General features: G+C 68.3%; 21 protein-coding genes. 8 read left to right on the top strand and 13 right to left on the bottom strand.

What is annotated here, in order from left to right; translation table 11 throughout:
* Positions 1-29 precede the first annotated feature (29 nt).
* Both A8M77_RS24075 and A8M77_RS24070 read right to left on the bottom strand, forming a co-directional pair.
* Positions 30-467, bottom strand: a complete 438-nt coding sequence (locus A8M77_RS24075; RefSeq protein WP_086924043.1) for an acyl-CoA thioesterase — start codon at positions 465-467, stop codon at positions 30-32.
* Entirely contained in the window at positions 464-1,405 is a 942-nt protein-coding gene (locus tag A8M77_RS24070) for a histone deacetylase family protein (protein ID WP_238136946.1), read from the bottom strand. The genes A8M77_RS24075 and A8M77_RS24070 overlap by 4 nt, the downstream gene beginning before the upstream one ends.
* Positions 1,406-1,583: 178 nt before the next feature.
* Here A8M77_RS24070 and A8M77_RS24065 point away from each other — a divergent pair, with 178 nt between their 5' ends.
* Entirely contained in the window at positions 1,584-2,141 is a 558-nt protein-coding gene (locus A8M77_RS24065) for a phasin family protein (RefSeq protein ID WP_086924041.1), read from the top strand.
* Between the two features lie 143 nt (positions 2,142-2,284).
* Positions 2,285-3,043: a 3-hydroxyacyl-CoA dehydrogenase gene (locus A8M77_RS24060; RefSeq protein WP_086924040.1), complete on the top strand. Its 759-nt coding sequence runs from the start codon at positions 2,285-2,287 to the stop codon at positions 3,041-3,043.
* On the opposite strand, the gene A8M77_RS24055 is transcribed toward A8M77_RS24060, so the two are convergent.
* Positions 2,991-3,944 carry a YihY/virulence factor BrkB family protein gene (locus A8M77_RS24055; RefSeq protein WP_086924039.1) on the bottom strand — a complete coding sequence of 318 codons (954 nt, stop codon included), beginning with the start codon at positions 3,942-3,944 and terminating at the stop codon, positions 2,991-2,993. The genes A8M77_RS24060 and A8M77_RS24055 overlap by 53 nt on opposite strands.
* A gap of 90 nt (positions 3,945-4,034) precedes the next feature.
* Here A8M77_RS24055 and dnaG point away from each other — a divergent pair, with 90 nt between their 5' ends.
* The 4 genes from dnaG to A8M77_RS24035 all read left to right on the top strand — a co-directional run bounded on the left by dnaG (position 4,035) and on the right by A8M77_RS24035 (position 11,061).
* Positions 4,035-5,918: a DNA primase gene (dnaG, locus tag A8M77_RS24050; RefSeq protein WP_086924038.1), complete on the top strand. Its 1,884-nt coding sequence runs from the start codon at positions 4,035-4,037 to the stop codon at positions 5,916-5,918.
* 312 nt (positions 5,919-6,230) lie between these two features.
* Entirely contained in the window at positions 6,231-8,570 is a 2,340-nt protein-coding gene (gene rpoD, locus A8M77_RS24045) for an RNA polymerase sigma factor RpoD (protein ID WP_086924037.1), read from the top strand.
* Positions 8,571-8,662: 92 nt separating this feature from the next.
* Complete coding sequence (locus tag A8M77_RS24040; protein ID WP_086924036.1) at positions 8,663-9,901, top strand: multidrug effflux MFS transporter; 1,239 nt, start codon at positions 8,663-8,665, stop codon at positions 9,899-9,901.
* The gene (locus A8M77_RS24035) at positions 9,898-11,061 is read left to right on the top strand and encodes an HPP family protein (RefSeq protein ID WP_086924035.1); all 1,164 of its coding nucleotides are present in this window, start codon (positions 9,898-9,900) and stop codon (positions 11,059-11,061) included. Before A8M77_RS24040 ends, A8M77_RS24035 begins: the two co-directional genes overlap by 4 nt.
* Here the strand turns inward: A8M77_RS24035 and A8M77_RS24030 are convergent.
* Complete coding sequence (locus A8M77_RS24030) at positions 10,979-11,932, bottom strand: LysR family transcriptional regulator (protein WP_086924034.1); 954 nt, start codon at positions 11,930-11,932, stop codon at positions 10,979-10,981. The genes A8M77_RS24035 and A8M77_RS24030 overlap by 83 nt on opposite strands.
* Before the next feature lie 81 nt (positions 11,933-12,013).
* Between A8M77_RS24030 and A8M77_RS24025 the strand changes: the two genes are divergently transcribed.
* Positions 12,014-12,667 (top strand): DsbA family protein, encoded by a 654-nt coding sequence (locus A8M77_RS24025; RefSeq protein ID WP_086924033.1) that lies wholly within the window; start codon positions 12,014-12,016, stop codon positions 12,665-12,667.
* Between the two features lie 42 nt (positions 12,668-12,709).
* Positions 12,710-13,327 carry an NAD(P)-dependent oxidoreductase gene (locus tag A8M77_RS24020; RefSeq protein ID WP_086924032.1) on the top strand — a complete coding sequence of 206 codons (618 nt, stop codon included), beginning with the start codon at positions 12,710-12,712 and terminating at the stop codon, positions 13,325-13,327.
* Here A8M77_RS24020 and A8M77_RS24015 read toward each other — a convergent pair.
* From A8M77_RS24015 to A8M77_RS23975, 9 genes are all read right to left on the bottom strand, one after another.
* A complete protein-coding gene (locus tag A8M77_RS24015; protein WP_086924031.1) occupies positions 13,321-13,731 on the bottom strand; it encodes an SRPBCC family protein in 411 nt (136 codons plus the stop codon). The two genes, A8M77_RS24020 and A8M77_RS24015, sit on opposite strands and share 7 nt — an antisense overlap.
* A gap of 33 nt (positions 13,732-13,764) precedes the next feature.
* Positions 13,765-14,610: a helix-turn-helix transcriptional regulator gene (locus A8M77_RS24010; protein WP_192871672.1), complete on the bottom strand. Its 846-nt coding sequence runs from the start codon at positions 14,608-14,610 to the stop codon at positions 13,765-13,767.
* 29 nt (positions 14,611-14,639) lie between these two features.
* A complete protein-coding gene (locus A8M77_RS24005; protein WP_086924030.1) occupies positions 14,640-15,344 on the bottom strand; it encodes an ABC transporter ATP-binding protein in 705 nt (234 codons plus the stop codon).
* A complete protein-coding gene (locus tag A8M77_RS24000; RefSeq protein ID WP_086924029.1) occupies positions 15,337-16,095 on the bottom strand; it encodes an ABC transporter ATP-binding protein in 759 nt (252 codons plus the stop codon). Before A8M77_RS24000 ends, A8M77_RS24005 begins: the two co-directional genes overlap by 8 nt.
* Positions 16,092-17,063, bottom strand: a complete 972-nt coding sequence (locus A8M77_RS23995; protein ID WP_086924028.1) for a branched-chain amino acid ABC transporter permease — start codon at positions 17,061-17,063, stop codon at positions 16,092-16,094. Before A8M77_RS23995 ends, A8M77_RS24000 begins: the two co-directional genes overlap by 4 nt.
* 3 nt (positions 17,064-17,066) lie before the next feature.
* Entirely contained in the window at positions 17,067-17,939 is an 873-nt protein-coding gene (locus A8M77_RS23990; RefSeq protein WP_086924027.1) for a branched-chain amino acid ABC transporter permease, read from the bottom strand.
* Positions 17,940-17,954: 15 nt separating this feature from the next.
* On the bottom strand, positions 17,955-19,130 hold the full coding sequence (locus A8M77_RS23985) for an ABC transporter substrate-binding protein (protein WP_086924026.1): 1,176 nt from the start codon (positions 19,128-19,130) through the stop codon (positions 17,955-17,957).
* Between the two features lie 169 nt (positions 19,131-19,299).
* Positions 19,300-20,298 carry a PDR/VanB family oxidoreductase gene (locus tag A8M77_RS23980; protein WP_086924025.1) on the bottom strand — a complete coding sequence of 333 codons (999 nt, stop codon included), beginning with the start codon at positions 20,296-20,298 and terminating at the stop codon, positions 19,300-19,302.
* A gap of 18 nt (positions 20,299-20,316) precedes the next feature.
* The gene (locus A8M77_RS23975) at positions 20,317-21,066 is read right to left on the bottom strand and encodes a GntR family transcriptional regulator (RefSeq protein ID WP_086924024.1); all 750 of its coding nucleotides are present in this window, start codon (positions 21,064-21,066) and stop codon (positions 20,317-20,319) included.
* Between the last annotated feature and the right edge of the window lie 193 nt (positions 21,067-21,259).

The raw sequence follows: 21,259 nt of genomic DNA, 5'->3' as shown, positions 1-21,259 counted from the left end.
CTCAGGGCGCCGCTTTTTTTTGCCTTGGCTCAGCCGCGCAGTTCGGCGACGACCGCCTGCAGGGTCGGCGGCAGCTTCACCGGCCTCTGGGTGGCACGATCGACGTAGACATGGACGAAATGGCCCTGGGCCGCGGCCGTCTCGGCGCCTTGAGCGAACAGGCCGATTTCGTAGCGCACGCTGGAACTGCCCGCATGCGCAACCCGGACGCCCGCCTCCACCGTCTGCGGAAAGGCCAGGGGCGCGAAGTAGTTGCACTGGGTTTCCACCACGAAGCCGATCGTGTCGCCCTCTTGAATGTCCAGCGCGCCCCGCTCGATCAGCAGTGCGTTGACCGCAGTGTCGAACCAGCTGTAGTAGACGACGTTGTTGACATGCCCGTACAGGTCGTTGTCCGCCCAGCGCGTCGGGATGCTGCGGAAGACGCGGAACGCGTTGCGGGGGTGTGGAGTGGGTTTGGCGCTCATGTGTTGGGTCGGGCCGCGGCATTTTGCCATCGGCGCCAGTAGTCGAAGGCCACGCGGAAGGTGCCCAGTTGCACCTGCACCGTCTCGGCGATGTCGCTGGCATAGCCGCCAGCCATCGCGAAGGCGAGTGGGATGCGGCGCTGCCAGGCGAAATCGAAGACCCGGCGGTCGCGGGCTTCCAGGCCATCGAAACTCAGCTTGAGGCGCCCGAGCCGGTCACGCTCGAAGGGATCTGCCCCGGCCAGGTAGATCACCAGGCCGGGCGAGAAGCGCCGGTCGAGTTCGTCCAGCGCGTGCTCGAGTGCCGAGAGGTAATCGGCGTCGCCGCAGCCGTCGGGCAGTTCGACGTCGAGGTCGCTCGCCTCCTTGCGAAAAGGGAAGTTCTTCTGCCCGTGCATGGAAAGCGTGAACACGCTCGGGTCCTCACGGAAGATGCGGGCGGTCCCGTTGCCCTGGTGCACGTCGAGATCGATCACCGCCACCTGCAGCGGCACGCGCCCGCGTCGTCCCTGCTCGGCCTGCATGAGCCGCGCCGCCACGGCTGCGTCGTTGAAGACACAGAAGCCCCCGCCCCGATCAGCGCCTGCGTGATGGGTGCCGCCGGCCATGTTGGCGGCTACGCCCTCGGTCAGGGCGGTCCGGCAGGCGGCGATGGTCGCGCCGGCCGAGCGGCGCGAGCGCTCCACCATCGCCTCGCTCCAGGGAAAGCCGATCTCCCGCATGGCCTGGGCATCGACGCTGCCGTCGCTGATGGCGGCGATCCAGGCGGGCATGTGCGCCAACGCGAGTTCCCCGTCGCTGGCGCGGGGCGCCTCGACCATCCGGACGTCGGGCAGTTGCCTTTCCAGTCCCTCTCGGAGCAGGGCGTAGCGCCCCATCGGGAAGCGGTGCCCCGCCGGCAGTGGCAGCACGAAATGACCCGAATAAAACGCACGCATGAGCAACATTGTCGTAGCGGTTTTAGACAGTCGCTTCTAAATTGCTGCACAGCAACAAAAATGACTTGGAGAGCGCCGCGTGCGTCCCTATACTTCGCGTCATGCTGCGCCGCAACATAAATGAAGAGGGGCAGCTCAACGTGATTCCCTTCCTCATCATTTCTACTGGAGCTTCCACATGGCACTGACCGCTGACCAAATCATCGCCTCGCACAAGGCCAACGTCGAAACCCTGTTCGGCCTCACCACCAAGGCTTTCGAAGGCGTCGAAAAGCTGGTCGAACTGAACGTGACCGCCTCCAAGGCTGCCCTGTCCGAAGCCGCCGGCACCGCCCAGGCCCTGCTGAGCGTCAAGGACGCGCAAGAACTGCTGGCTCTGCAAGCCGGCCTGTTCCAGCCCCTGGCCGAGAAGACCGCCGCCTACAGCCGTCACCTGTATGAAATCGCCCAAGGCACCGGCGCCGAGTTCTCCAAGGCTTTCGAAGCCAAGGTCGCTGAAAGCCAGCAAGCCTTCGTCGGCCTGGTCGACAGCGCCGCCAAGAACGCCCCCGCCGGCTCGGAAACCGCCGTCGCCGTGATGAAGAGCGCCGTGGCCGCCGCCAACAACGCTTTCGAATCGGTCCAGAAGGCCGTCAAGCAGGCCAGCGACGTCGCCGAAGCGAACTTCCAGGCCGTTTCGAACACGGCCGTGAACGCTGCCAAGACCGCCACCGCTGCCCGCAAGCGCGCCGCCTGAACATAAAAAGCCGCGCTTCGCGCGGACAACGATTGTCTCCTTGGGTCCTTCGGGATCCAATTCAGAGCCCCGCCTTCGGACGGGGCTTCTTTTTGTGCGCTCTATGATCACTGGACGAACGGATTCATTGAGGAGCTGAGCACATGCAGATCGAAGGCAAGGTTTTCATCGTCACCGGCGGCGCGTCGGGTCTGGGCGAGGGCACGGCGCGCATGCTGGCCGCGAACGGCGGCAAAGTGGTCATCGCCGACATGCAGGCGGACAAGGGCGCGGCGGTCGCCAAGGACATCGGCGGCGTCTTCGTGAAGTGCGACGTGAGCCAGGAAGCCGACGGGCAAGCCGCGGTAGCCGCGGCGCTGAAGCTGGGCAAGCTGGTCGGCCTGGTGAACTGCGCGGGCATCGCGCCAGCCGAGAAGACGGTAGGCAAGAACGGGCCGCATGCTCTGGCGGTGTTCAGCAAGACAGTGACCGTCAACCTGATCGGCACCTTCAACATGATTCGCCTGGCAGCCGATGCCATGGCGAAGAACGAGCCCGAATCCACCGGCGAGCGCGGCGTGCTGATCTCCACTGCGTCCGTCGCGGCGTACGACGGCCAGATCGGCCAGGCCGCCTACAGCGCCTCCAAGGGCGGCGTGGTCGGCATGACGCTGCCGATCGCGCGTGACCTGGCGCGCAACGGCATCCGCAACATGACGATCGCACCCGGCATCTTCGGCACGCCGATGCTGTTCGGCATGCCCCAGGAGGTGCAGGACGCCCTGGCCGCCAGCGTGCCCTTCCCCTCGCGCCTGGGCACTCCCGAGGACTACGCCAGGCTGGCCAGGCACATCATCGAGAACGACATGCTCAACGGCGAGGTGATCCGGCTCGACGGGGCGATCCGCCTGGCGCCGCGCTGACCGCCGCGATCTCGCCCGGGATCGGTTTCGCGCTTCCTGTGCGCTCGAGGCGCTCGTACTGCGCGATCACCTGGGCACCGAAGAGCACCAGCGTGGCGGCGATCTCCAGGCTCAGCAGCACCACGATCGCAGTTGTCAGAGACCCGTACACCACGTTGACCTGCGACAGCGTGGCGAAATACAGCACCAGCAAGCGGCGCGTGACCTCCCAGAGCAGCGCTGCGGTCACACCGCCCAGCAATGCGTGACGCAGCCGCAGCCGACCCACGGGCATCACCAGGTAGAGCGAGGTCAGCATGAAGATCTCGCCACTCAGCCCGAGCAGATACAGCAGCACCCCCGAAACGCCCGACAGGGACCAGCGACGGCCGAACAGCTCGACGCTTTCCTGCCCGATCACCTGCAGCGCACCCGCCACCAACGTGACCAGCAGCAAGCCGACGCACAGACAGAGGATGTAAAGGTAGGGCATGACCGCCGAAATCAGGAAGTGCCGCGAATGGTCGGCCTTGCGGTGATGAAAGATCACCGCCATCGCGCTTTCGAGCACGGTGAAGGCCAGCGAGCTGAAGAAGATCATCGTCACCAGCAACACCGGCCCCATCACATCGCGATGGTCCAGAAAGTTCGACAACTCGGCAACGATGGCCCGTGACTGGCCCGGCAGCAGCCACTCCAAGTAGCGGCCCACCGAGCTCAGGAGTTCCGCCTGGTCGAGGAAGTGCGACATCGCAATGACGCTCAGGATCAGGATCGGCACGATCGACAGCAGCGCGTAGTACGCGACCGCGCCCGCGAGCAGCAGCCCCTGGTTGGCTCGGAACGCCTTGACCGCCTCCCAGGCGAACGGGAGAGGATGGCGCAGCAAAGGCACTGTGTGGTGGGCGGTGTGGCGAATCATGCGAATGCGGCGCGGGATTCGAAGCACCCAGTATGCCGCCGGCCCGTGCCGGCATGAGGTCTTGCGTATGATTTGCCGCTCTCCGCCTACATGACCATCCCCGCCTCTTTCATCCAGGAACTGATCGCGCGCGCCGACGTGGTCGAGATCGTCGGGCGCTACGTCCAGCTGAAGAAGGCCGGCGCCAATTTCATGGGGCTGTGCCCCTTTCACGGCGAGAAGTCCCCCTCGTTTTCGGTCAGCCCGACCAAGCAGTTCTACCACTGCTTCGGCTGCGGGGCGCACGGCAACGCGATCGGCTTCCTGATGGAGCATGCCGGCATGGGCTTCGTCGAGGCGGTGCACGACCTGGCCGGCCAGTACGGCCTGCAGGTGCCCGAGGACGACGCCTCGCCCGAAGAACGCGCCCGCGCCGCCGGGCAGCGGCAGAAGCAGGCGACCCTGTCCGAGGTGCTCGAGAAGGCGGGCGAGGCCTACCGCCGGCAGCTTCGCCAATCGAAGACGGCGGTCGACTACCTCAAGGGCCGCGGACTGTCGGGCGAGATTGCCCGCCGCTTCGGCATCGGCTATGCGCCGCCGGGCTGGCGCACCCTGGCCAGCGTGTTCCCGGACTACGACGATCCGCTCCTGACCGAAAGCGGTTTGGTGATCGCCGGCGAGGCCGAGGAGAACCGCGAAGGCAAGCGCTACGACCGCTTCCGGGACCGTGTGATGTTCCCGATCCGCAACGTCAAGGGCGAGTGCATTGGCTTCGGCGGCCGGGTGCTGGGCGACGAGAAGCCCAAGTACCTGAACTCGCCCGAGACCCCGGTCTTCAGCAAGGGCCGCGAACTCTATGGCCTGTACGAGGCCCGTGCCGCCTTCCGCGAGCGCGGCTACGCGCTGGTGACCGAGGGCTACATGGACGTGGTGGCGCTGGCCCAGCTCGGCTTCCCCAACGCGGTGGCCACGCTGGGCACGGCCTGCACCACGGAACACGTGCAGAAGCTTTTCCGCTTCACCGAATCGGTGGTGTTCAGCTTCGACGGCGATGCCGCCGGGCGGCGCGCCGCGCGCAAGGCACTGGACGGCGCCCTCCCCTACGCCACCGACGTGCGCAGCGTGAAGTTCCTGTTCCTGCCGGCCGAGCACGACCCCGACAGCTTCATCCGCGAGTTCGGCGCCGAGGCCTTCGCGCGCTTTGTCGGCGAGGCCACGCCACTCAGCCGCTTCATGGTCGAGGCCGCCCGCGAGGGCTGCGATCTGGGGTCCGCCGAGGGGCGGGCCCACATGGCCAGCAACGCCCGGCCGCTCTGGACGGCGCTGCCGGAGGGCGCACTCAAGCGGCAATTGCTCTCGGAAATCGCCGAGATGGTCCAGCTGAGCGGCCCGGAGCTGGCCGGGCTCTGGGAGCCTTCGGCCGCAGCCCGCCACCCCAGCGCCGGGCCGCGCGAACGGCGCGACGGCCCCACCCGCCCGCCGGAAGGCCGCTACGCTCCCCGCCGCGGCGGCGCCCCGCGCCCGCCGTCCCGCGGCCGCACCCTGCCCCCGGGACGGGCCGACGTGGCAGCGCGCCTCCTGTTGTCCAACATGGCGGAATGGGAAGCCATGTCGCACGAGTTGCACGCCTTGCTGTGCGAGCTGCCGGGCGAGCATGGGCAGCTCTTCGCCTGGTTGGACAGCCAGTTGCACGAACACGGCGTCCTGCCCTGGGCGGCACTGCGGGAAGGCCTGCGAGGCCAGGACTTCGAGGCGCTGGCGCTACGCGCCATGACGGGCCCCGACGGCGGCCCGATCGCCGATCCCGAGGGCGACGAGGCAGCGGAAGCCGCGCGCGAACTGCGCAACGTCCTCGATTTCATGCTGGACGACCAGCTCAAGGCCCAGCAGAGCGAGGCGATCGCCGCCGTGGGCAGCGATCCGCATGCGCTGGAGCGGTACAAAGCGCTGGAAATCCGCCGACTGGAGCTGCGCGCACGGCTTCATCCGCGTTGAAACTTGCTTGAAAAATACGCAACACGCTATAATTAAAGGCTTCGCCAAATGGCGAAATTAAGGCAAGAGCGACAGCAGCACCTCCGGGCCGATCCGACGCGCAATGCACTTTCCGATGAGTCCACATCGGAATACGGGTCAATATCCGCAAGGACTGCACACCAAATGTTCGCCCGACATCTTGTCTTTTGAAGAGCGTTCGAGGACCTGCCGCCTCTTCGTCTCTTCGCCCCTTGTTTTTTGTGCTCCGCCCCGCGCCGGGTTGTTGGCGCCTGTGATTTGCGTTTGGTTCATCTTGTTGCACGAGGTCGTATGCCCAGTTCAAAGAAGCCTGCCGTATCCACCGCCAAGAAGCCGGCAGAAAAACCGTTGAAAGCTGCGGCATTGCCGGCAACTAAGACGGGTGCCGCCGCGTCCAAGGCGACAGCCGCAACGAAAGTGAAAACCGTGCCCACCAAATCGTCCCCTACCGCCGAAACCAAGAAGACCGCAGCAGCGGTTGCCGCTGCGCCCGCCACCACCACCCGCAAGGTCGGCCGGCCGCCCAAGGCCGCGGCCGGTAACGCACCTGCCGCCGGCGGCGCCAAGCGCGGCCGCAAGCCCAAGGCCGGCAACGAGGCCGCCCCCGCGAGCGACGTCGATCTGTCCGACATCGAGGACGATCTGGCCGGCGACGAGCCCGCTGCGACCGAGGAAAAGGTCAAGCCGCTGCGCATGAAGATCAGCAAGGCGAAAGAACGCGCCTTGATGAAGGAATTCGGCCTCGACGAGACCGTGCTGTCCGAGGAAGACCTGGCCAAGCGCCGTTCCCGCCTCAAGACCCTGATCACCCTGGGCAAGACCCGCGGCTACCTGACGCACGGTGAAATCTCCGACCATCTGCCCGACAAGCTGGTCGACGCCGAGACCATGGAAGTCGTGGTCACCATGCTCAACGACATGGGAGTGGCCGTCTACGAGCAGACTCCCGATGCCGAGACCCTGCTGCTGAACAACACGGCCCCCACCGCCACCACGGTGGAAGAAGCCGAAGAAGAGGCCGAGGCAGCGCTGTCCACCGTCGACAGCGAATTCGGCCGCACCACCGACCCGGTGCGCATGTACATGCGCGAGATGGGTACGGTCGAGCTGCTGACGCGTGAAGGCGAAATCGAGATCGCCAAGCGCATCGAGGGCGGCCTGATGGCCATGATGGAGGCCATCTCGGCCTCGCCCGCCACCATCGCCGAGATCCTGCGTCTGAGCCAGGAGATCCGCGAGGGCAAAGTGGTCATCTCCACCATCGTCGACGGGTTCTCGAACCCGAACGAGGCCGACGACTACGTGGCCGAGGAAGACTTCGACGAATTCGACGAGGAAGACGACGACGACGGCAAGGGCGGCTCCAAGGCCCTGACCAAGAAGCTCGAGGAACTCAAAAACGAGGCCCTCACCCGCTTCGACCGCATCGCCGAGATGTTCGAGAAGGTCCACAAGATCTATGACAAGGAGGGCTACGGCACGCCGGCCTACCAGAAGGCGCAGCATTCCCTGTCCGAGGAGCTGATGACCATCCGCTTCACGGCCCGCACCATCGAACGCCTGTGCGACCTGGTGCGCACCCAGGTCGACGACGTGCGCAAGAAGGAGCGCGAGCTGCGCCGCATCATCGTGGACAAGTGCGGCTTCCCACAGGACGAGTTCATCCGCGACTTCAGCGGCTACGACAGGAACGGCCACCGCGTGCCCTCCAACCTGCTCAACCTCAAGTGGGTCGAGAAGCAGGCCGCCGCCGGCAAGCCCTGGAGCGCCGTGCTCGCGCGCAACATCCCGCCGGTGCAGGAACTGCAGCAGAAGCTGGCCGACATCCAGTCACGCGTGGTCGTGCCGCTGGCCGAGCTCAAGGACATCAACAAGCGCATGAACGAGGGCGAGTCCTCCTCGCGCGATGCCAAGAAGGAAATGATCGAGGCCAACCTGCGCCTCGTGATCTCCATCGCCAAGAAGTACACCAACCGCGGCCTGCAGTTCCTGGACCTGATCCAGGAAGGCAACATCGGCCTGATGAAGGCGGTCGACAAGTTCGAATACCGCCGCGGCTACAAGTTCTCGACCTACGCGACGTGGTGGATCCGCCAGGCGATCACGCGTTCGATCGCCGACCAGGCGCGCACCATCCGCATCCCGGTGCACATGATCGAGACCATCAACAAGATGAACCGCATCAGCCGCCAGCATCTGCAGGAGTTCGGCTTCGAGCCCGATGCCGGCATCCTGGCCGCGAAGATGGAGATCCCGGAGGACAAGATCCGCAAGATCATGAAGATTGCCAAGGAGCCGATCTCGATGGAAACCCCCATCGGCGACGACGACGATTCGCACCTGGGTGACTTCATCGAGGACAGCAGCAACACAGCCCCGATCGAGGCTGCGATGCAGGCCGGCCTGCGCGACGTGGTCAAGGACATCCTCGACAGCCTGACACCGCGCGAGGCCAAGGTGCTGCGCATGCGCTTCGGTATCGAGATGTCGACCGACCACACGCTGGAAGAGGTGGGCAAGCAGTTCGACGTGACGCGCGAGCGCATCCGCCAGATCGAGGCAAAGGCCTTGCGCAAGCTCAAGCATCCTTCGCGTTCCGACAAGCTGCGCAGCTTTATTGATACGCTCTGATCCCTAGCGGATCCCCGGAACGCCCGCTTGGCCTCACGGCAGCGGGCGTTCTCTTTTGCCTCGCGCATCCTCGAAGAACGGAGACACACCGCATGAACCCCGATGCCGACAAACTCTGGCACGCCCCACGCTGGGCGCTGGCCGTGCTGTTGGCGGTGCTGGGCATGCTCGGCCCCTTCTCCATCGACACCTACATCCCGGCCTTCTCGGGCATCGCCGCCTCCATCGGCGCGACACCGGCCCAGATGCAGCAGACGCTCTCGGCCTACCTGTTCGGCTTCGCGTTCATGAACCTGTTCCACGGCGCGCTGTCCGACAGCTTCGGCCGCCGGCCGGTGGTGCTGTGGGGACTGGCCGTGTTCACCCTCGCCTCGCTGGGCTGCGCGCTGTCGCAGAGCATCGGCCAGCTGGTGTTCTTCCGCGCGCTGCAGGGCCTGTCGACCGGCGCCGGCATCGTGGTCTCGCGTGCCGTGATCCGCGACATGTTTCCGCCGGCCGAGGCGCAGCGGGTGATGAGCCAGGTCACGATCTACTTCGGCGTCGCGCCGGCGATCGCGCCCATCATCGGCGGCTTCCTGTTCGTGCACCTGGGCTGGCACAGCGTGTTCTGGTTCCTGGTGGCGGTGGGCGTCGTGCTGTTCGCCGCCAACTACAAGCTGCTGCCGGAGACGCTGCACCAGAGCCAGCGCCAGCCCTTCGAAGTTCGGCACCTGATGCGCGGCTACTGGAATCTGTGCTCCGATCCACGATTCCTGCTGCTCGCGCTCGCCAGCGGCGTGCCCTTCAATGGCATGTTCCTCTACGTGCTGGCCGCGCCCGCCTTCCTCGGCGACCACCTCGCACTCGCGCCCACCCAGTTCTTCTGGTTCTTCCTGCTGACCATCGGCGGCATCATGGCCGGCGCATGGGCCAGCGGCCGCATGGCAGGCAAGGTGGCGCCCAAGCGGCAGATCCGCGACGGCTTCCTGATCATGCTCTTGACCTCCGTCGTCAACGTGATCGCCAACGCCCTCTTCACGCCGCACCCGGCCTGGGCGCTGTGGCCGCTGGCGGTCTTCGCCTTCGGCTGGGCGCTGATGGTGCCCGTGGTCACGCTGCTGGTGCTCGACCTGCACCCCGAGCGCCGCGGAATGGCCTCCTCGCTGCAGGCCGTGATCGGCTCCACCGCCAACGGCATCGTGGCCGGGGTGGTGGCGCCGCTGGTGATGCACTCCACGCTGGCCCTGGCGCTGACCTCCATCGGGATGATGAGCGTGGGCCTCGTGGCCTGGGTCTGGCTGCACGGCCGCTGGCCCGAAATAGGGCGCAGGGTCGCCGGCGAGCTTGCATGAGCAGTCGTCGAGAGGCGTTGCGGACCTTTGCCCGCTCCTGGCTGCCTGCGCGCACCGCCGTCAACGCACGCGAACGCCTGCGCGCCGTGACGGGCGCCGGGCTGGGTCTGCTGATCACCGCCCTGATGGTGCAGCTCTCCGGCTCAGGCATCGATGGCCACTGGCTGATCGCCCCCCTGGGTGCCAGCGCCGTGCTTGTCTTCGCCCTGCCGGCGAGCCCGCTCGCGCAGCCCTGGCCGGTGGTCGCGGGCAACATGTTCTCGGCGCTGGTCGGCGTGGCCTGCGCGCGGTGGATGCCCGACGCGTTCTGGGTCGGCCCCGTCGCGACGGCCCTCGCGATCGCGCTCATGTTCGCGCTGCGCTGCCTGCATCCGCCCGGCGGCGCGGTGGCGCTGCTGGTGGCGCTGAACCACACGACCCACTTCCCCTTCGCGCTCCAGCCGGTGCTGGCAGATTCCGTCCTGCTCGTGCTGGCCGGCGTGCTCTACAACAGCCTGACGGGGCGCCGCTACCCCCACGTGCAGCTGGCCCCGCGCACGCCGGCCGCCGATGCGCGCTTCAGCTCGGCCGACGTCGATGCCGTGCTGGCCCGCTACAACCAGGTGCTGGACATCAGCCGCGACGACCTGGAGGCCCTGATCCGCGAGACCGAGCTGGAGTCCTACCGCCGCCGGCTCGGCACCGTGCGCTGCGCCGACGTCATGACGCGCGAGCCGGTGGTGGCCGAGTTCGGCACGCCGCTGCAGGAGGCCTGGACCCTGATGCACGCGCGCCGCATCAAGGCGCTGCCGGTGACCGACCGCACCCGCCGCGTGGTGGGCATCGTGACGCAGGCCGACTTCTTTCGCCAGATCGACCTGGAGCACCACGAGGGCCTGGGCGGGCGGCTGCGCGACTTCATCCGCGCCACGCGCACCGTGATGTCCAGCAAGCCCGAGGTGGTGGGCCAGATCATGACGCGGCAGGTGCGCGTGGCCAGCGAGGACCGGCCCATCGTCGAGCTGGTGCCGCTGTTCTCCGAGGGCGGCCACCACCACATCCCCATCATCGACGCCGAACGGCGCCTGATCGGCATGATCACGCAGTCCGACTTCGTGCGCGCGCTGTACCGGGCCGTCGGGCCGGAGGCCCCGACGGCGGCCAGTGGCGCGGGTCGCTGAAGCGTTCCACCAGGAAATCGAGCATCGCGCGCAGCGCGGCCGGCATCTGGCGCCGCGAGCTGTAGACGCCATAGACCCCCAGCGCCTGCGGCTGCCACTCGGGCAGCAGCGCCACCAGCCGCCCGCTCGCCACCAGCGGTGCGGCCGAGTACACCGGCTGCATCGCGATGCCGGCGCCTTCGAGCGCGGCCGCCAGCACCACCTGCGATTCGTTGGCGCTGAAATTGCCCCCCACCGGCACCGCGACCTGGTGGCCCTGCCGCTCGAACTGCCAGAGGCTCTTGCCGAAGTAGGAATGCGTCAGGCAGTTGTGCAGCGCGAGCTCCTCCGGCAGGCGCGGCGTGCCGTGCGCCGCCAGGTAGGCCGGCGTGGCGCACACCAGCGAGCCGCAGCTGCCCAGCGGCCGCGCGATGAGATTCGGATCCAGGTCGTTGGTGATGCGGATCGCGAGGTCGATGCGCTCCTCCACCAGGTTGACCATGCGGTCGCTGATCTGCAGGTCCACCGCTGTCTGCGGATGCAGGCGCAGGAAGGCCGCCACGGCCGGGGCCAGGATGTCGTGGGCCAGCGATTGCGCGCAGCTCAGGCGCAGCAGGCCGCGCGGCAGGTCTTCCGCCGCATCGGCGGCGACTGGCATATGCCCTGCGATCTCCAGCATCTGGCGGCAGCGCGCCAGCGTCTCCTCGCCCGCCGGCGTGAGGCTGATGCGCCGGGTGGTCCGGTGCAGCAGCCGGGCGCCGGCCCAGGCTTCCATGTGCGTCAGGTAGCGCGTGACCATGGCGCGGGACATGTCCAGCGCCTCGGCCGTGGCCGTCATGCTGCCGCGCTCGGCGACGTTGACGAAGACCTGCGAGGCGGTGATGCGGTCCATGGCAATCTGATCGATTGAAGCAACAAACCATTGCATGGTATGCGGTTTTTTGCTCGGATAGAGAAACATAAGATCCGTGCCATGCCATCCACCACCATCCACTACGTGTTCGATCCGCTGTGCGGCTGGTGCTACGCGGCCGCCCCGCTGGTCGAAGCGGCGCGCAGGGTGCCCGGCCTCGCCATCGCGCTGCATGGCGGCGGGATGATGACCGGCCCGAACCGGCGGCCCATCACGGCCCAGTGGCGCAACTACGTGATCCCGCATGACCGCCGGATCGCGCAGCTCACCGGCCAGCCCTTCGGCGAGGCCTACTTCGACGGCCTGTTGCGCGACTCGGCCGCTGTGATGGATTCCGAGCCCCCGACCACCGCCATCCTGACGGCCGAGGCGCTGGCCAGCCGCGGGCTCGACCTGCTTCACCGCCTGCAGCGCGCCCACTACGTCGAAGGCCGCCGCATCGCGGACGCGGTGGTGCTGCGCGAGTTGGCGACCGGCATCGGGCTCGACGGTGACCGCTTCGACGCCGAATATGCACGGCAGACCGCCGAAACCACCTGGCAACACATCGCGGCAAGCCGCACGCTGCTGGCACGCGCCGGGGGCAGCGGCTTTCCCACCTTCGCACTGGACCGTGGCGACGGCCGCCTCGAACGGCTCGATGCCAGCGCCTGGCTGGGCCGGCCCGAGGCGTGGCAGCAGCAGTTGGGGCAACAGATTCGGCAAACCGCCTGAGCGCCTTCCATCCTTCTTTTTTCAACCAGGAGTCATCACCTCATGAGCCACATCGCCATCCTCGGCATCACCGGCCGCGCCGGCTCCCGCATCGCGACCGAATTGCTGCAGCGCGGCCACACCCTCACCGGCATCGCGCGCAACACCGCCAAGGCGGGAGCCCGGCCGGGCCTGAGCCTGAAGCAGGCCGACGCCACGCAGCTCGATGCGCTGGTGCCGCTGCTGCGCGGCCACGACGCCGTGATCAGCGCCACCCACTTCGCCGGCGGCATCGACGCCGCCACCGCCATCGCCGCCGCGAAGCGGGCCGACGTGCCGCGCCTGCTGGTGGTGGGTGGCGCCGGCAGCCTCGAGATCGCGCCGGGCCGCGCGCTGGTCGACACGCCCGAGTTCCCCGAGGCCTACAAGGCCGAAGCCCTGGCCGGCCGCGCCTTCCTCGAGGCGTTGCGCGCCGAGAAGGAACTGGACTGGACGTTCATCTCGCCCTCCGCCCTGTTCGAGCCCGGCCCCCGCACCGGGAGCTACCGCCTCGGCGGCAATCAGTTGTTGGCCGATGCCCAGGGCAAGAGCTGGATCTCCATGGAGGACTACGCGATCGCGATGGCCGACGAGATCGAGCGCCCCGAGCACCCGCGCCAGCGCTTCACCGTGGGCTATTGAACGGCCGCGGAAGACGCCTCGAGCGTCTTCTTCATCGCGCGCATGCCCTCGTCGATCATCCCGGCGATGGGCCCCGCCATCTCGTGCGGCAGCAGGTCGGCGATCCACACCAGCCGGCTGCACCCCTCGCCTTCGTCGAAAACCTGCAGCGAGGCGTTGTGATGCGTCAGCCGCCCGCCGCTGGCCGACCACACGAGGCGGCGCGCGGCATCGTCGAGATCGACGATCACCTCCCGCGCCACGACGCCGTTGCCGAAGGTGACGATGCGTGCCTCGCCCTCCAGGCGGCAGTCGGTCACGAAGCCGGGCACCAAGCGGCGATGAATGGCGCCGATGTCGCGCACCACCTCCCAGATCCTGTCCGCGGCGGCGTCAACCTGCATTTCGCGTCGAATGGTGGCCATGTGCTGTTCTCCTGCTGAAGCAACGGCCTGATCCTAGGCAAGCCCAGCCAGGCGGTCTTGGAGAATCTTGCGGTCACCACGCGCCGCCTGCCGGAAGCGCCGCGGCGACACGCCGGCCGCGCGGTGGAAGCTGCGAACGAAATTCGAGAGGTCGGCAAAGCCCGCGTCCAGCGCCACCTCCGTGACCGGCTGCTCGCCGGCCGCCAGCAGCCGCGCCGCGTGCCGCAGCCGCGTGCGCACCAGGTACTGGTGGGGCGTGACGCCGACGACGCGCGCGAAGAGGCGCAGAAAGTGGAAGGCGCTGAGGCCGGCCCGCTGCGCACCCGCGGCCAGATCGACCGGCTGCTGCGCGTTCGCCTCCAGCCACAGCGCCGACTCGACGGCGCGGCGCCGGTCGCGCTGCGTGACGCGGAAGCCCCCCGCCTCGCGCCCGCCGGCCAGCGTGGCAAAGCGCGCACCGAAGAGCAGTCCGAGTTCGTCGAGGCCCAGATCGCTCTCCCCTTCGGCCGCCGCCTGGGCGAGTTCGCCCAGCACCATCAGCTCGGGCAGCGGCGGCAGGCCCGTGCTGCGCCAGCGGGCGGCAGCCGGGCCGATCTCGTCCAGCAGTTCCGCCGACAGGCGAAAGGACAGGCACTCGTCGCCGCAGCCATGGTGTTCGTGCGTGCAGACGAACTCGTCGCCCGCGCGGCCCACCAGCACCGAGCCCGCGACCATGTCGAACAGCCGCCCGCCACAGCGGTAGCCGAAGCTGCCGCGGCGCACATAGGACAGCGAATCCGCGAGGTGGACCTCGGGAAGGGCCGGGTCGGACGGGCCCGCATCGCAGCGGTAGTCGTAGACCGCGACCGGGCCTTCGTGCAGCGCGGTGGATCGCATCATGGCCCAGCCAGTGTAGGCCCGGCCGTGCCTCAGCGCGAGACGCCCAGCAACCGCTCCAGCACCTCGGGCTGCGCCCGCAGCGCGGCCGCCCGATCCGCGTGCACCACCGTGCCGTGGTCCAGCACGACCGCCTCGTCCGAGATCGCGAGGATGGCCTGCGGGTGCTGCTCCACGATGATCGCCGCCAGCCCCTCGTCCTGCGTGATGCGGCGGATCGCGCGCAGCAGTTCCTCCACGATGATGGGCGCCAGCCCTTCCAGCGGCTCGTCGAGCAGCAGCAGCCGCGGGTTGAGCACCAGCGCCCGGCCCACCGCCAGCATCTGCTGCTCGCCACCCGACAGCTGCGTGCCGAGGTTGCGCTTGCGCTCGGCCAGGCGCGGGAACATCTCGTAGACGCGCTGCGGAGTCCACCGGCCGGGCCGCTCCACCGCCGTCAGGTTCTCGTGCACGCTGAGCGATTTGAAGATGTTGCGCTCCTGCGGCACCCAGCCGATGCCGGCCGCCGCGCGCTGGTGCGCGGACAACCTGTGCAGCGCCGCGCCGCCCAGCGCGATGCTGCCGCCGTGCTGGCGCGTCGCCCCGGCCAGGGTGTTGATCAGCGTGGTCTTGCCGGTGCCGTTGCGGCCCAGCAGGGCCAGCGTCTGGCCCTCGCCCAGTGCCAGCGACACATCGTGCAGCACCACTGCCTCACCGTAGCCGGCGCTGAGCTTCTCGATGCGCAGGAGCTCAGACATGCTCGGCTCCATGGCCCAGGTAGACCTCCTTGACCTTGGGATCGTTGGCGATCGAATCCGGGTCGCCCTCCATCAGCAAAGCACCGTTGACCAGCACCGTCATCCGGTCGGCAAAGCTGAACACCAGGTCCATGTCGTGCTCGATCAGCAACACCGACACATCCGCCGGCAGTGCCGCCACCGTCTGCAGCAGCTCCTCGCGCTCGCCCGCCGGCACGCCGGCCACCGGCTCGTCCAGCAGCAGCACGCGCGGCTCGCAGGCCAGCGCGATCGCGATCTCCAGCAGGCGGCGCTTGCCGTAGGCCAGCTGCCGCGTGGGCTGCCGGGCCACGTCGGCCAGGTGGAACTGCTCCAGCAACTGCGCGGCCCGCTCCGACACGCGCGCCGACGAACCCAGCGGCCGCCACCATTGCGCGCCCAGCCCGGACTGCTGCGAGACCACCAATGCCAGCGTCTCCAGCGGCGTCATCGAATCGAAGAGCTGGTTGATCTGGAAGGTCCGCACCATGCCGCGCGCCACCCGCGCATGGGGTGGCAGGCCGGTGATGTCCTCGCCCTCCAGCGCAATGCGCCCGGCCGTGGGCGCGAGCACGCCGGTCAGCAGGTTGACCAGTGTGGTCTTGCCCGCGCCGTTGGGCCCGATCAGCGCATGGCGCGCGCCGCGGCGCAGGTTCAGCGTCACGTTGTCGGTGGCGATGATGCCGCCGAAGCGCTTCACCAGGCCCGTGGCCGAAAGCACGACGTCGTTCATGCGCCGCTTCTCCCCCTGCCACCGAACCAGGTCCAGGGCTTCAGCAGCCGGTCGCGCCCGACCAGCACCAGCAGCACCAGGATCAGCCCGATCCAGAACATCCAGTACTGCGGCGTGACGGTGGAGAGCGTGTCCTGCAGCAGCTTGAAGACGATCGCGCCGGCGATGCCGCCGTAGAGCCAGCCCACGCCGCCGATCACCAGCATCAGCAGCACATCGGCCGAGCGGTCGAAGGCCAGCACGTCCAGCGAGGCGAAGCCGGTGGTCTGCGCCAGCAGCGCACCCGCCGCGCCGGCCACGGCAGCAGCCACCGTGTAGATCACCGCGATGCGCGAGACCACCGGGATGCCGATCGCCATCGCGCGCAGCCGGTTGTCGCGGATCGCCTTGAGCGTCGCGCCGAAGGACGAGTGCACCACGCGCCTCATCACGATGAAGACCAGCAACAGCACCGCCATCGAATACCAGGCTGCCGTGCGCCCGTAGAGGTCGAACTCGAACAGCCCCAGCACCGGCCCCATCACCACGCCCTGCAGCCCGTCGGCGCCGCCGGTCAGCCAGTCCAGCTTGTTGGCCAGCTCCAGCAGCAGCAGCGCGGTGCCCAGCGTGACCATCAGCCGCGTCAGGTCGGTGCCGCGCAGGATGGTGATGCTGGCCACGGCGCCGAGCACGCCCGAGGCCAGCACCGCGACCACCAGGCCCACCGTCGGATCGGGCATCACATGCTTGGCGAAGAGCGCCGCCGTGTAGGCACCGAAGCCGAAGAAGGCCGCGTGCCCCAGCGAAACGATTCCGGTGTAGCCGAGGATCAGGTCCAGCGACAGCGCGAACAGCGCGATGATCGCGATCTCGTTGATCATCAGCGCCTTCGAGGGCAGCAGCGCCGGCAGCACGAAGACCAGCGGCCAGAACACGAACTCCAGGGGCCGCCAGCGCGCGTGGCGCAGCAGCGTGTCACGCGAATCCATGCCCTAGCCTCCTCCCCGGCGCGTGAAGAGCCCTTGCGGCCGCCACATCAGGATCAGGATCATCAGCAGGTAGACCGTGAAGGCCCCCATCTTCGGGATGAAGTACTTGCCCGCCACGTCCGCGATGCCCAGGAGCAGCGCGGCCAGCAGCGGCCCGGTGATCGACGAGGTGCCGCCGACCGAGACCACGATCAGGAAATAGATCATGTACTTGAGCGGGAAGGTCGGGTCCATGCCCAGAATCTCCGCGCCCAGCGCGCCGCCCAGCCCGGCCAGCCCCGAGCCCACCGCGAAGGTCAGCAGGAACACCAGGTTGACGTTGATGCCCAGCCCCGCCGCCACGCGCGGGTCGTCCACCGCCGCGCGCAGGCGGCTGCCGAAGCGCGTCTTCGACAGGATCAACTGCAGCACCACCGTCAGCAGCGCGCACAGCACGATGATGAAGATGCGGTAGTGGCCCATGCCCAGCAGCAGCGGGCCGTCGCCGATCTCGGTGCGGCCGCGCAGCCAGTCGGGCAGGTGGATGTTCTGCTGCGAGGAGCCGACGAAGAAGTCCACCGCTGCCACGGCCATGAAGGCCAGGCCGATGGAGAACAGCACTTGGTCCAGGTGCGGCTTGCCGTACATCGGCCGGTAGAGCGTGCGCTCCAGCAGCGCGCCCAGCAGCCCCACGCCCACGAAGGCCAGCGGCAGGCAGGCGAGGAAGGGCACCCCGGCCTTCTGCATCGCGAACACGGTGAGGTAGCCGCCCGCCATCGCGAAGGCGCCGTGCGCGAGGTTGATGAAGTTCATCAGCCCCAGCGTCACGGCCAGGCCGACGGCGAGCACGAACAGCAGCATGCCGTAGGCGATGCCGTCAAAAAGAATAGTCAGCATCGCCTGGGGAGAGCGTCATTGTTTTGCTTTGCCCGGATCCTTGACGGCCTTGATCACGTCGAATTCGACGTTGTAGAGCTGCCCGTCCTTCTTCTCCACCTTGCGCAGGTACACGTCCTGCACGATGTCGCGCGTCTGCGCGTCGATCAGCACCTGGCCGCGTGGGCTCTCGAAGATCTGGCCCTTCATCGCGGCCAGCAGCGCGTCGCCGCCGCCCTGCCCCTTGGTGGCCTTGAGCGCCTCGTAGATCACGCGCATGCCGTCGTAGCCGCCCATCGCCATGAAGTTGGGCCGCATGTTCTTGTTGGCCTTCTCGAAGGCCTCGACGAACTTCTTGTTGGCCGCCGACGGATGCGCCGCCGAGTAGTGGTGCGTGGTGACCACGCCCAGCGCGCCGTCGCCCATGTCGTTGAGCTGGTCGTCATCCGTCACGTCACCGGTGGCGATCAGCCGGATGCCGGCCTTGTCCATGCCGCGCTCGAGGAACTGCTTCATCACCGCCGCGCCGGCGCCCGAGGGCACGAAAACGAACAGCGCATCGGGCTTGGCATCGCGCACCTTCTGCAGGAAGGGTGCGAAGTCGGGGTTGCGCAGAGGCACGCGCAGCTTGTCGAGCACCTTGCCGCCGTTGAGCTGGAAGCGCTCGGCGAAGAACTTCTCGGCATCGTTGCCCGGCCCGTAGTCGGTGACCAGCGTCACCACCGACTTGATGCCGTTCTTCGGCGCCCAGTCGCCCATCGCCACCGACACCTGCGGCAGCGTGAAGCTGGTGCGCACGACGTAGGGCGAGGCCTCGGTGATGCTGGAGGTGGCAGCGGCCATCACCACCATCGGCGTCTTCGACTGGGTGGCGATCGGCGCCGTGGCCATGGCCGAGGGCGTGATGCCGAAGCCGGCCAGCACGTTGACCTTGTCGTTCACCACCAGCTCCTGCGCCAGGCGCTTGGTCACGTCGGGCAGGCTGGTGTCGTCCTTGACGATCAGCTCGACCTTCTTGCCGGCGACGGTGTCGCCGTTCTGCGCCATGTAGAGGCGGGCTGCCGCCTCGATCTGCCGGCCGGTGGTGGCCTGCTGGCCCGTCATCGGCAGCACGAGGCCGATCTTGAAGGTGTTGCCCTGGGCCTGCGCCAGGGGCATGGCCAGTGCGATGGCCGCGAGGCCTGCAGCCTGAATGAGATGGCGACGTTGCATGAGATCTCCTTTTTTCGTTGGGATGCGAGACGCGGATCGACGGTTATTGTGAACAAGCGAAACAAGGCCCGCGCCCGAGGCAAACACCTAGCGCCTGGCCCGGCGGCCGCGTTTTCTGCGCGATAAACCGAAGTCTTGCGCGATCATCGCGCAACGACCGTGGCCTTGCTCACGGTGCATCTGGACGCCATGCGGAATCGATGGTGAGCGTGCCGACCGCGCGCGACACGCAGGCGCAGATGCGCCGGCCCTCGCGCTTCTCGTGCTCCGCCAGGAACACGTCGCGGTGGTCGATCTCGCCGTCGACGGCCAGCACGTCCATCGTGCACAGGCCGCATTCGCCGCGCCGGCAGTCCCACAGCGCCTGCACGCCCGCGGCTTCCAGCGCCTCCAGCAGGCTGCCGTCGGCCGGCACGGTGATGCGCAGGTCGTGGCGCGGAATGCGCACCTCGAAGGCCTGCGCGGGCAGCCGGCCGCTGCTGCCGAAGGTCTCGAAACGCAGGTCGGCCGGCGGCCGCCCCGCCGCCACCCAGGCGCGCCGGACAGCCTCCAGCATCGGCACCGGCCCGCAGGTGTAGAGCTGGCCGCCGGGCGGCAGGGCTGCGATCGCGGCGGCGAAGTCGATGGGCGCGCTGCCCACGTACGCCTCCACGCCCTCCCCCAAGGCCTGTCGCAGCTGCGGCAGGTAGGCCAGTTCCTCTTCGCTGCGCGCGCCATAGAGCATGCGCACCGGCACGCCGCGCCGCGCGGCCAGCGCACCCAGGCGCTGCGCCATGCAGACCAGCGGCGTGATGCCGATGCCGCCGGCCACCAGCAGGTAGCCGGGCGCTGCGGTATCCAGACCGAAATGGTTCTGCGGCTGCGCCACGAGCAGACGCTCGCCGGGCGCCAGCCGCCACATTGCGCGCGAGCCGCCGCGGCCGTCGTCCATCCGCTTGACCGCGATGCGCCAGGCGCGCGGGTCCGGCTCTCCGATCAGGGAGTAGTGGCGGGTCTGGACCCGGCCTGCGCCGGGTTCACCGATCAGAACCTGCACCTGCAGATGCGAGCCGGGCTCGTAGCCGCTCGCCACACCCGACTCGGGCACGATCTCGAACTCGCGCACCGTCGGCGTCAGGTCGCGGCAGGCCGCGATGCGCGCGGGCATCCAGTGAATGTCGCTTGTCATGGGAAGGGTCGTCGTGGGTCAGGCGCGCCGCCGGATGAGCTGGACGCCGGGCAAGGGATGGTCGTGCGCGCCATGCAGCGCCTCGCGCAGGTTGCGCTGCGCGAGCCGGCTGTGCTCGCGCATCAGGGCCTCGGCGCGCGCGCCCTCACGGTTCTCGATCGCATCCAGCACCTGCTCGTGCTGGTCCTGCGCGATCACCAGCATGTCGCGCGCGGCCGGTGAGTTGGCCTGCACCACCACGAACGCCGAGGGCGATGCGAACGGCAGGTTGAGCACGCGCGTCAGCTGCTGCGCGACCAGCGTGCTGCCCGCCATCTCCGACAGCAGCCGATGGAACTGGCCGTTGAATTCCACATAGCGCGAGAAGGCCGCGTCGTCCAGCGCCGGCTGCCTCAGCAGCTCGTCGATGCGGCGCAGGCAGGCGCGCGCCTCGCGCAGCACCACGGGCGCCGCGCCGCGCTCGGCCGCCAGCCGGGCCGAGAGGCCTTCCAGCGTGCCGCGCAGCTCGATGGCATCGGCCACGTCGCGCTCGGAGAAGGTGCGCACCGCATAGCCGCCGTTGGGCAGGGACTCCAGCAGGCCCTCCTGCTCCAGGCGCATCAGCGCGCTGCGCACCGGCGTGCGCGAGATACCCAGCTGCTCGGAGATCGCGACCTCCGCCAGGCGCGTGCCACCCGGCAGCTCGCCGGCCAGCACCATCTCGCGCAGGCGCAGTTGGGCCTTGACGGCCTGGGAACCGCCGGCCTCGTTGGGCTCGATGCTGCTCATGGGGCGAGCGCCTTGCCGTGGGTGTGCTTCCTCCGTCTCCGGAGGGGGGTGGTGCGGACACCCTTGGACCTTTGTTTTTCCCTTGCTGGTTGAGTGGCGCAGGAGCCGGGAGTTCGCCCCGGCGGGCGAGTCACTTTCTTTGCTTCGCCAAAGAAAGTAACCAAAGAAAGGCGACCCCACTGCGCGTGACCCG

It is taken from the genome of Variovorax sp. JS1663 (assembly GCF_002157355.1).
In the GTDB taxonomy this organism is placed as follows: domain Bacteria; phylum Pseudomonadota; class Gammaproteobacteria; order Burkholderiales; family Burkholderiaceae_C; genus Variovorax.
This window is presented reverse-complemented; position numbering and strand designations above follow the sequence as displayed.

Bases quoted from the DNA above. Each gene is read 5' to 3' on its own strand.
- A8M77_RS24075 (WP_086924043.1), bottom strand. From the start codon at position 467: ATGAGCGCCAAACCCACTCCACACCCCCGCAACGCGTTCCGCGTCTTC.
- A8M77_RS24070 (WP_238136946.1), bottom strand. From the start codon at position 1,405: ATGCGTGCGTTTTATTCGGGTCATTTCGTGCTGCCACTGCCGGCGGGG.
- A8M77_RS24065 (WP_086924041.1), top strand. From the start codon at position 1,584: ATGGCACTGACCGCTGACCAAATCATCGCCTCGCACAAGGCCAACGTC.
- A8M77_RS24060 (WP_086924040.1), top strand. From the start codon at position 2,285: ATGCAGATCGAAGGCAAGGTTTTCATCGTCACCGGCGGCGCGTCGGGT.
- A8M77_RS24055 (WP_086924039.1), bottom strand. From the start codon at position 3,944: ATGATTCGCCACACCGCCCACCACACAGTGCCTTTGCTGCGCCATCCT.
- dnaG (WP_086924038.1), top strand. From the start codon at position 4,035: ATGACCATCCCCGCCTCTTTCATCCAGGAACTGATCGCGCGCGCCGAC.
- rpoD (WP_086924037.1), top strand. From the start codon at position 6,231: ATGCCCAGTTCAAAGAAGCCTGCCGTATCCACCGCCAAGAAGCCGGCA.
- A8M77_RS24040 (WP_086924036.1), top strand. From the start codon at position 8,663: ATGAACCCCGATGCCGACAAACTCTGGCACGCCCCACGCTGGGCGCTG.
- A8M77_RS24035 (WP_086924035.1), top strand. From the start codon at position 9,898: ATGAGCAGTCGTCGAGAGGCGTTGCGGACCTTTGCCCGCTCCTGGCTG.
- A8M77_RS24030 (WP_086924034.1), bottom strand. From the start codon at position 11,932: ATGGACCGCATCACCGCCTCGCAGGTCTTCGTCAACGTCGCCGAGCGC.
- A8M77_RS24025 (WP_086924033.1), top strand. From the start codon at position 12,014: ATGCCATCCACCACCATCCACTACGTGTTCGATCCGCTGTGCGGCTGG.
- A8M77_RS24020 (WP_086924032.1), top strand. From the start codon at position 12,710: ATGAGCCACATCGCCATCCTCGGCATCACCGGCCGCGCCGGCTCCCGC.
- A8M77_RS24015 (WP_086924031.1), bottom strand. From the start codon at position 13,731: ATGGCCACCATTCGACGCGAAATGCAGGTTGACGCCGCCGCGGACAGG.
- A8M77_RS24010 (WP_192871672.1), bottom strand. From the start codon at position 14,610: ATGATGCGATCCACCGCGCTGCACGAAGGCCCGGTCGCGGTCTACGAC.
- A8M77_RS24005 (WP_086924030.1), bottom strand. From the start codon at position 15,344: ATGTCTGAGCTCCTGCGCATCGAGAAGCTCAGCGCCGGCTACGGTGAG.
- A8M77_RS24000 (WP_086924029.1), bottom strand. From the start codon at position 16,095: ATGAACGACGTCGTGCTTTCGGCCACGGGCCTGGTGAAGCGCTTCGGC.
- A8M77_RS23995 (WP_086924028.1), bottom strand. From the start codon at position 17,063: ATGGATTCGCGTGACACGCTGCTGCGCCACGCGCGCTGGCGGCCCCTG.
- A8M77_RS23990 (WP_086924027.1), bottom strand. From the start codon at position 17,939: ATGCTGACTATTCTTTTTGACGGCATCGCCTACGGCATGCTGCTGTTC.
- A8M77_RS23985 (WP_086924026.1), bottom strand. From the start codon at position 19,130: ATGCAACGTCGCCATCTCATTCAGGCTGCAGGCCTCGCGGCCATCGCA.
- A8M77_RS23980 (WP_086924025.1), bottom strand. From the start codon at position 20,298: ATGACAAGCGACATTCACTGGATGCCCGCGCGCATCGCGGCCTGCCGC.
- A8M77_RS23975 (WP_086924024.1), bottom strand. From the start codon at position 21,066: ATGAGCAGCATCGAGCCCAACGAGGCCGGCGGTTCCCAGGCCGTCAAG.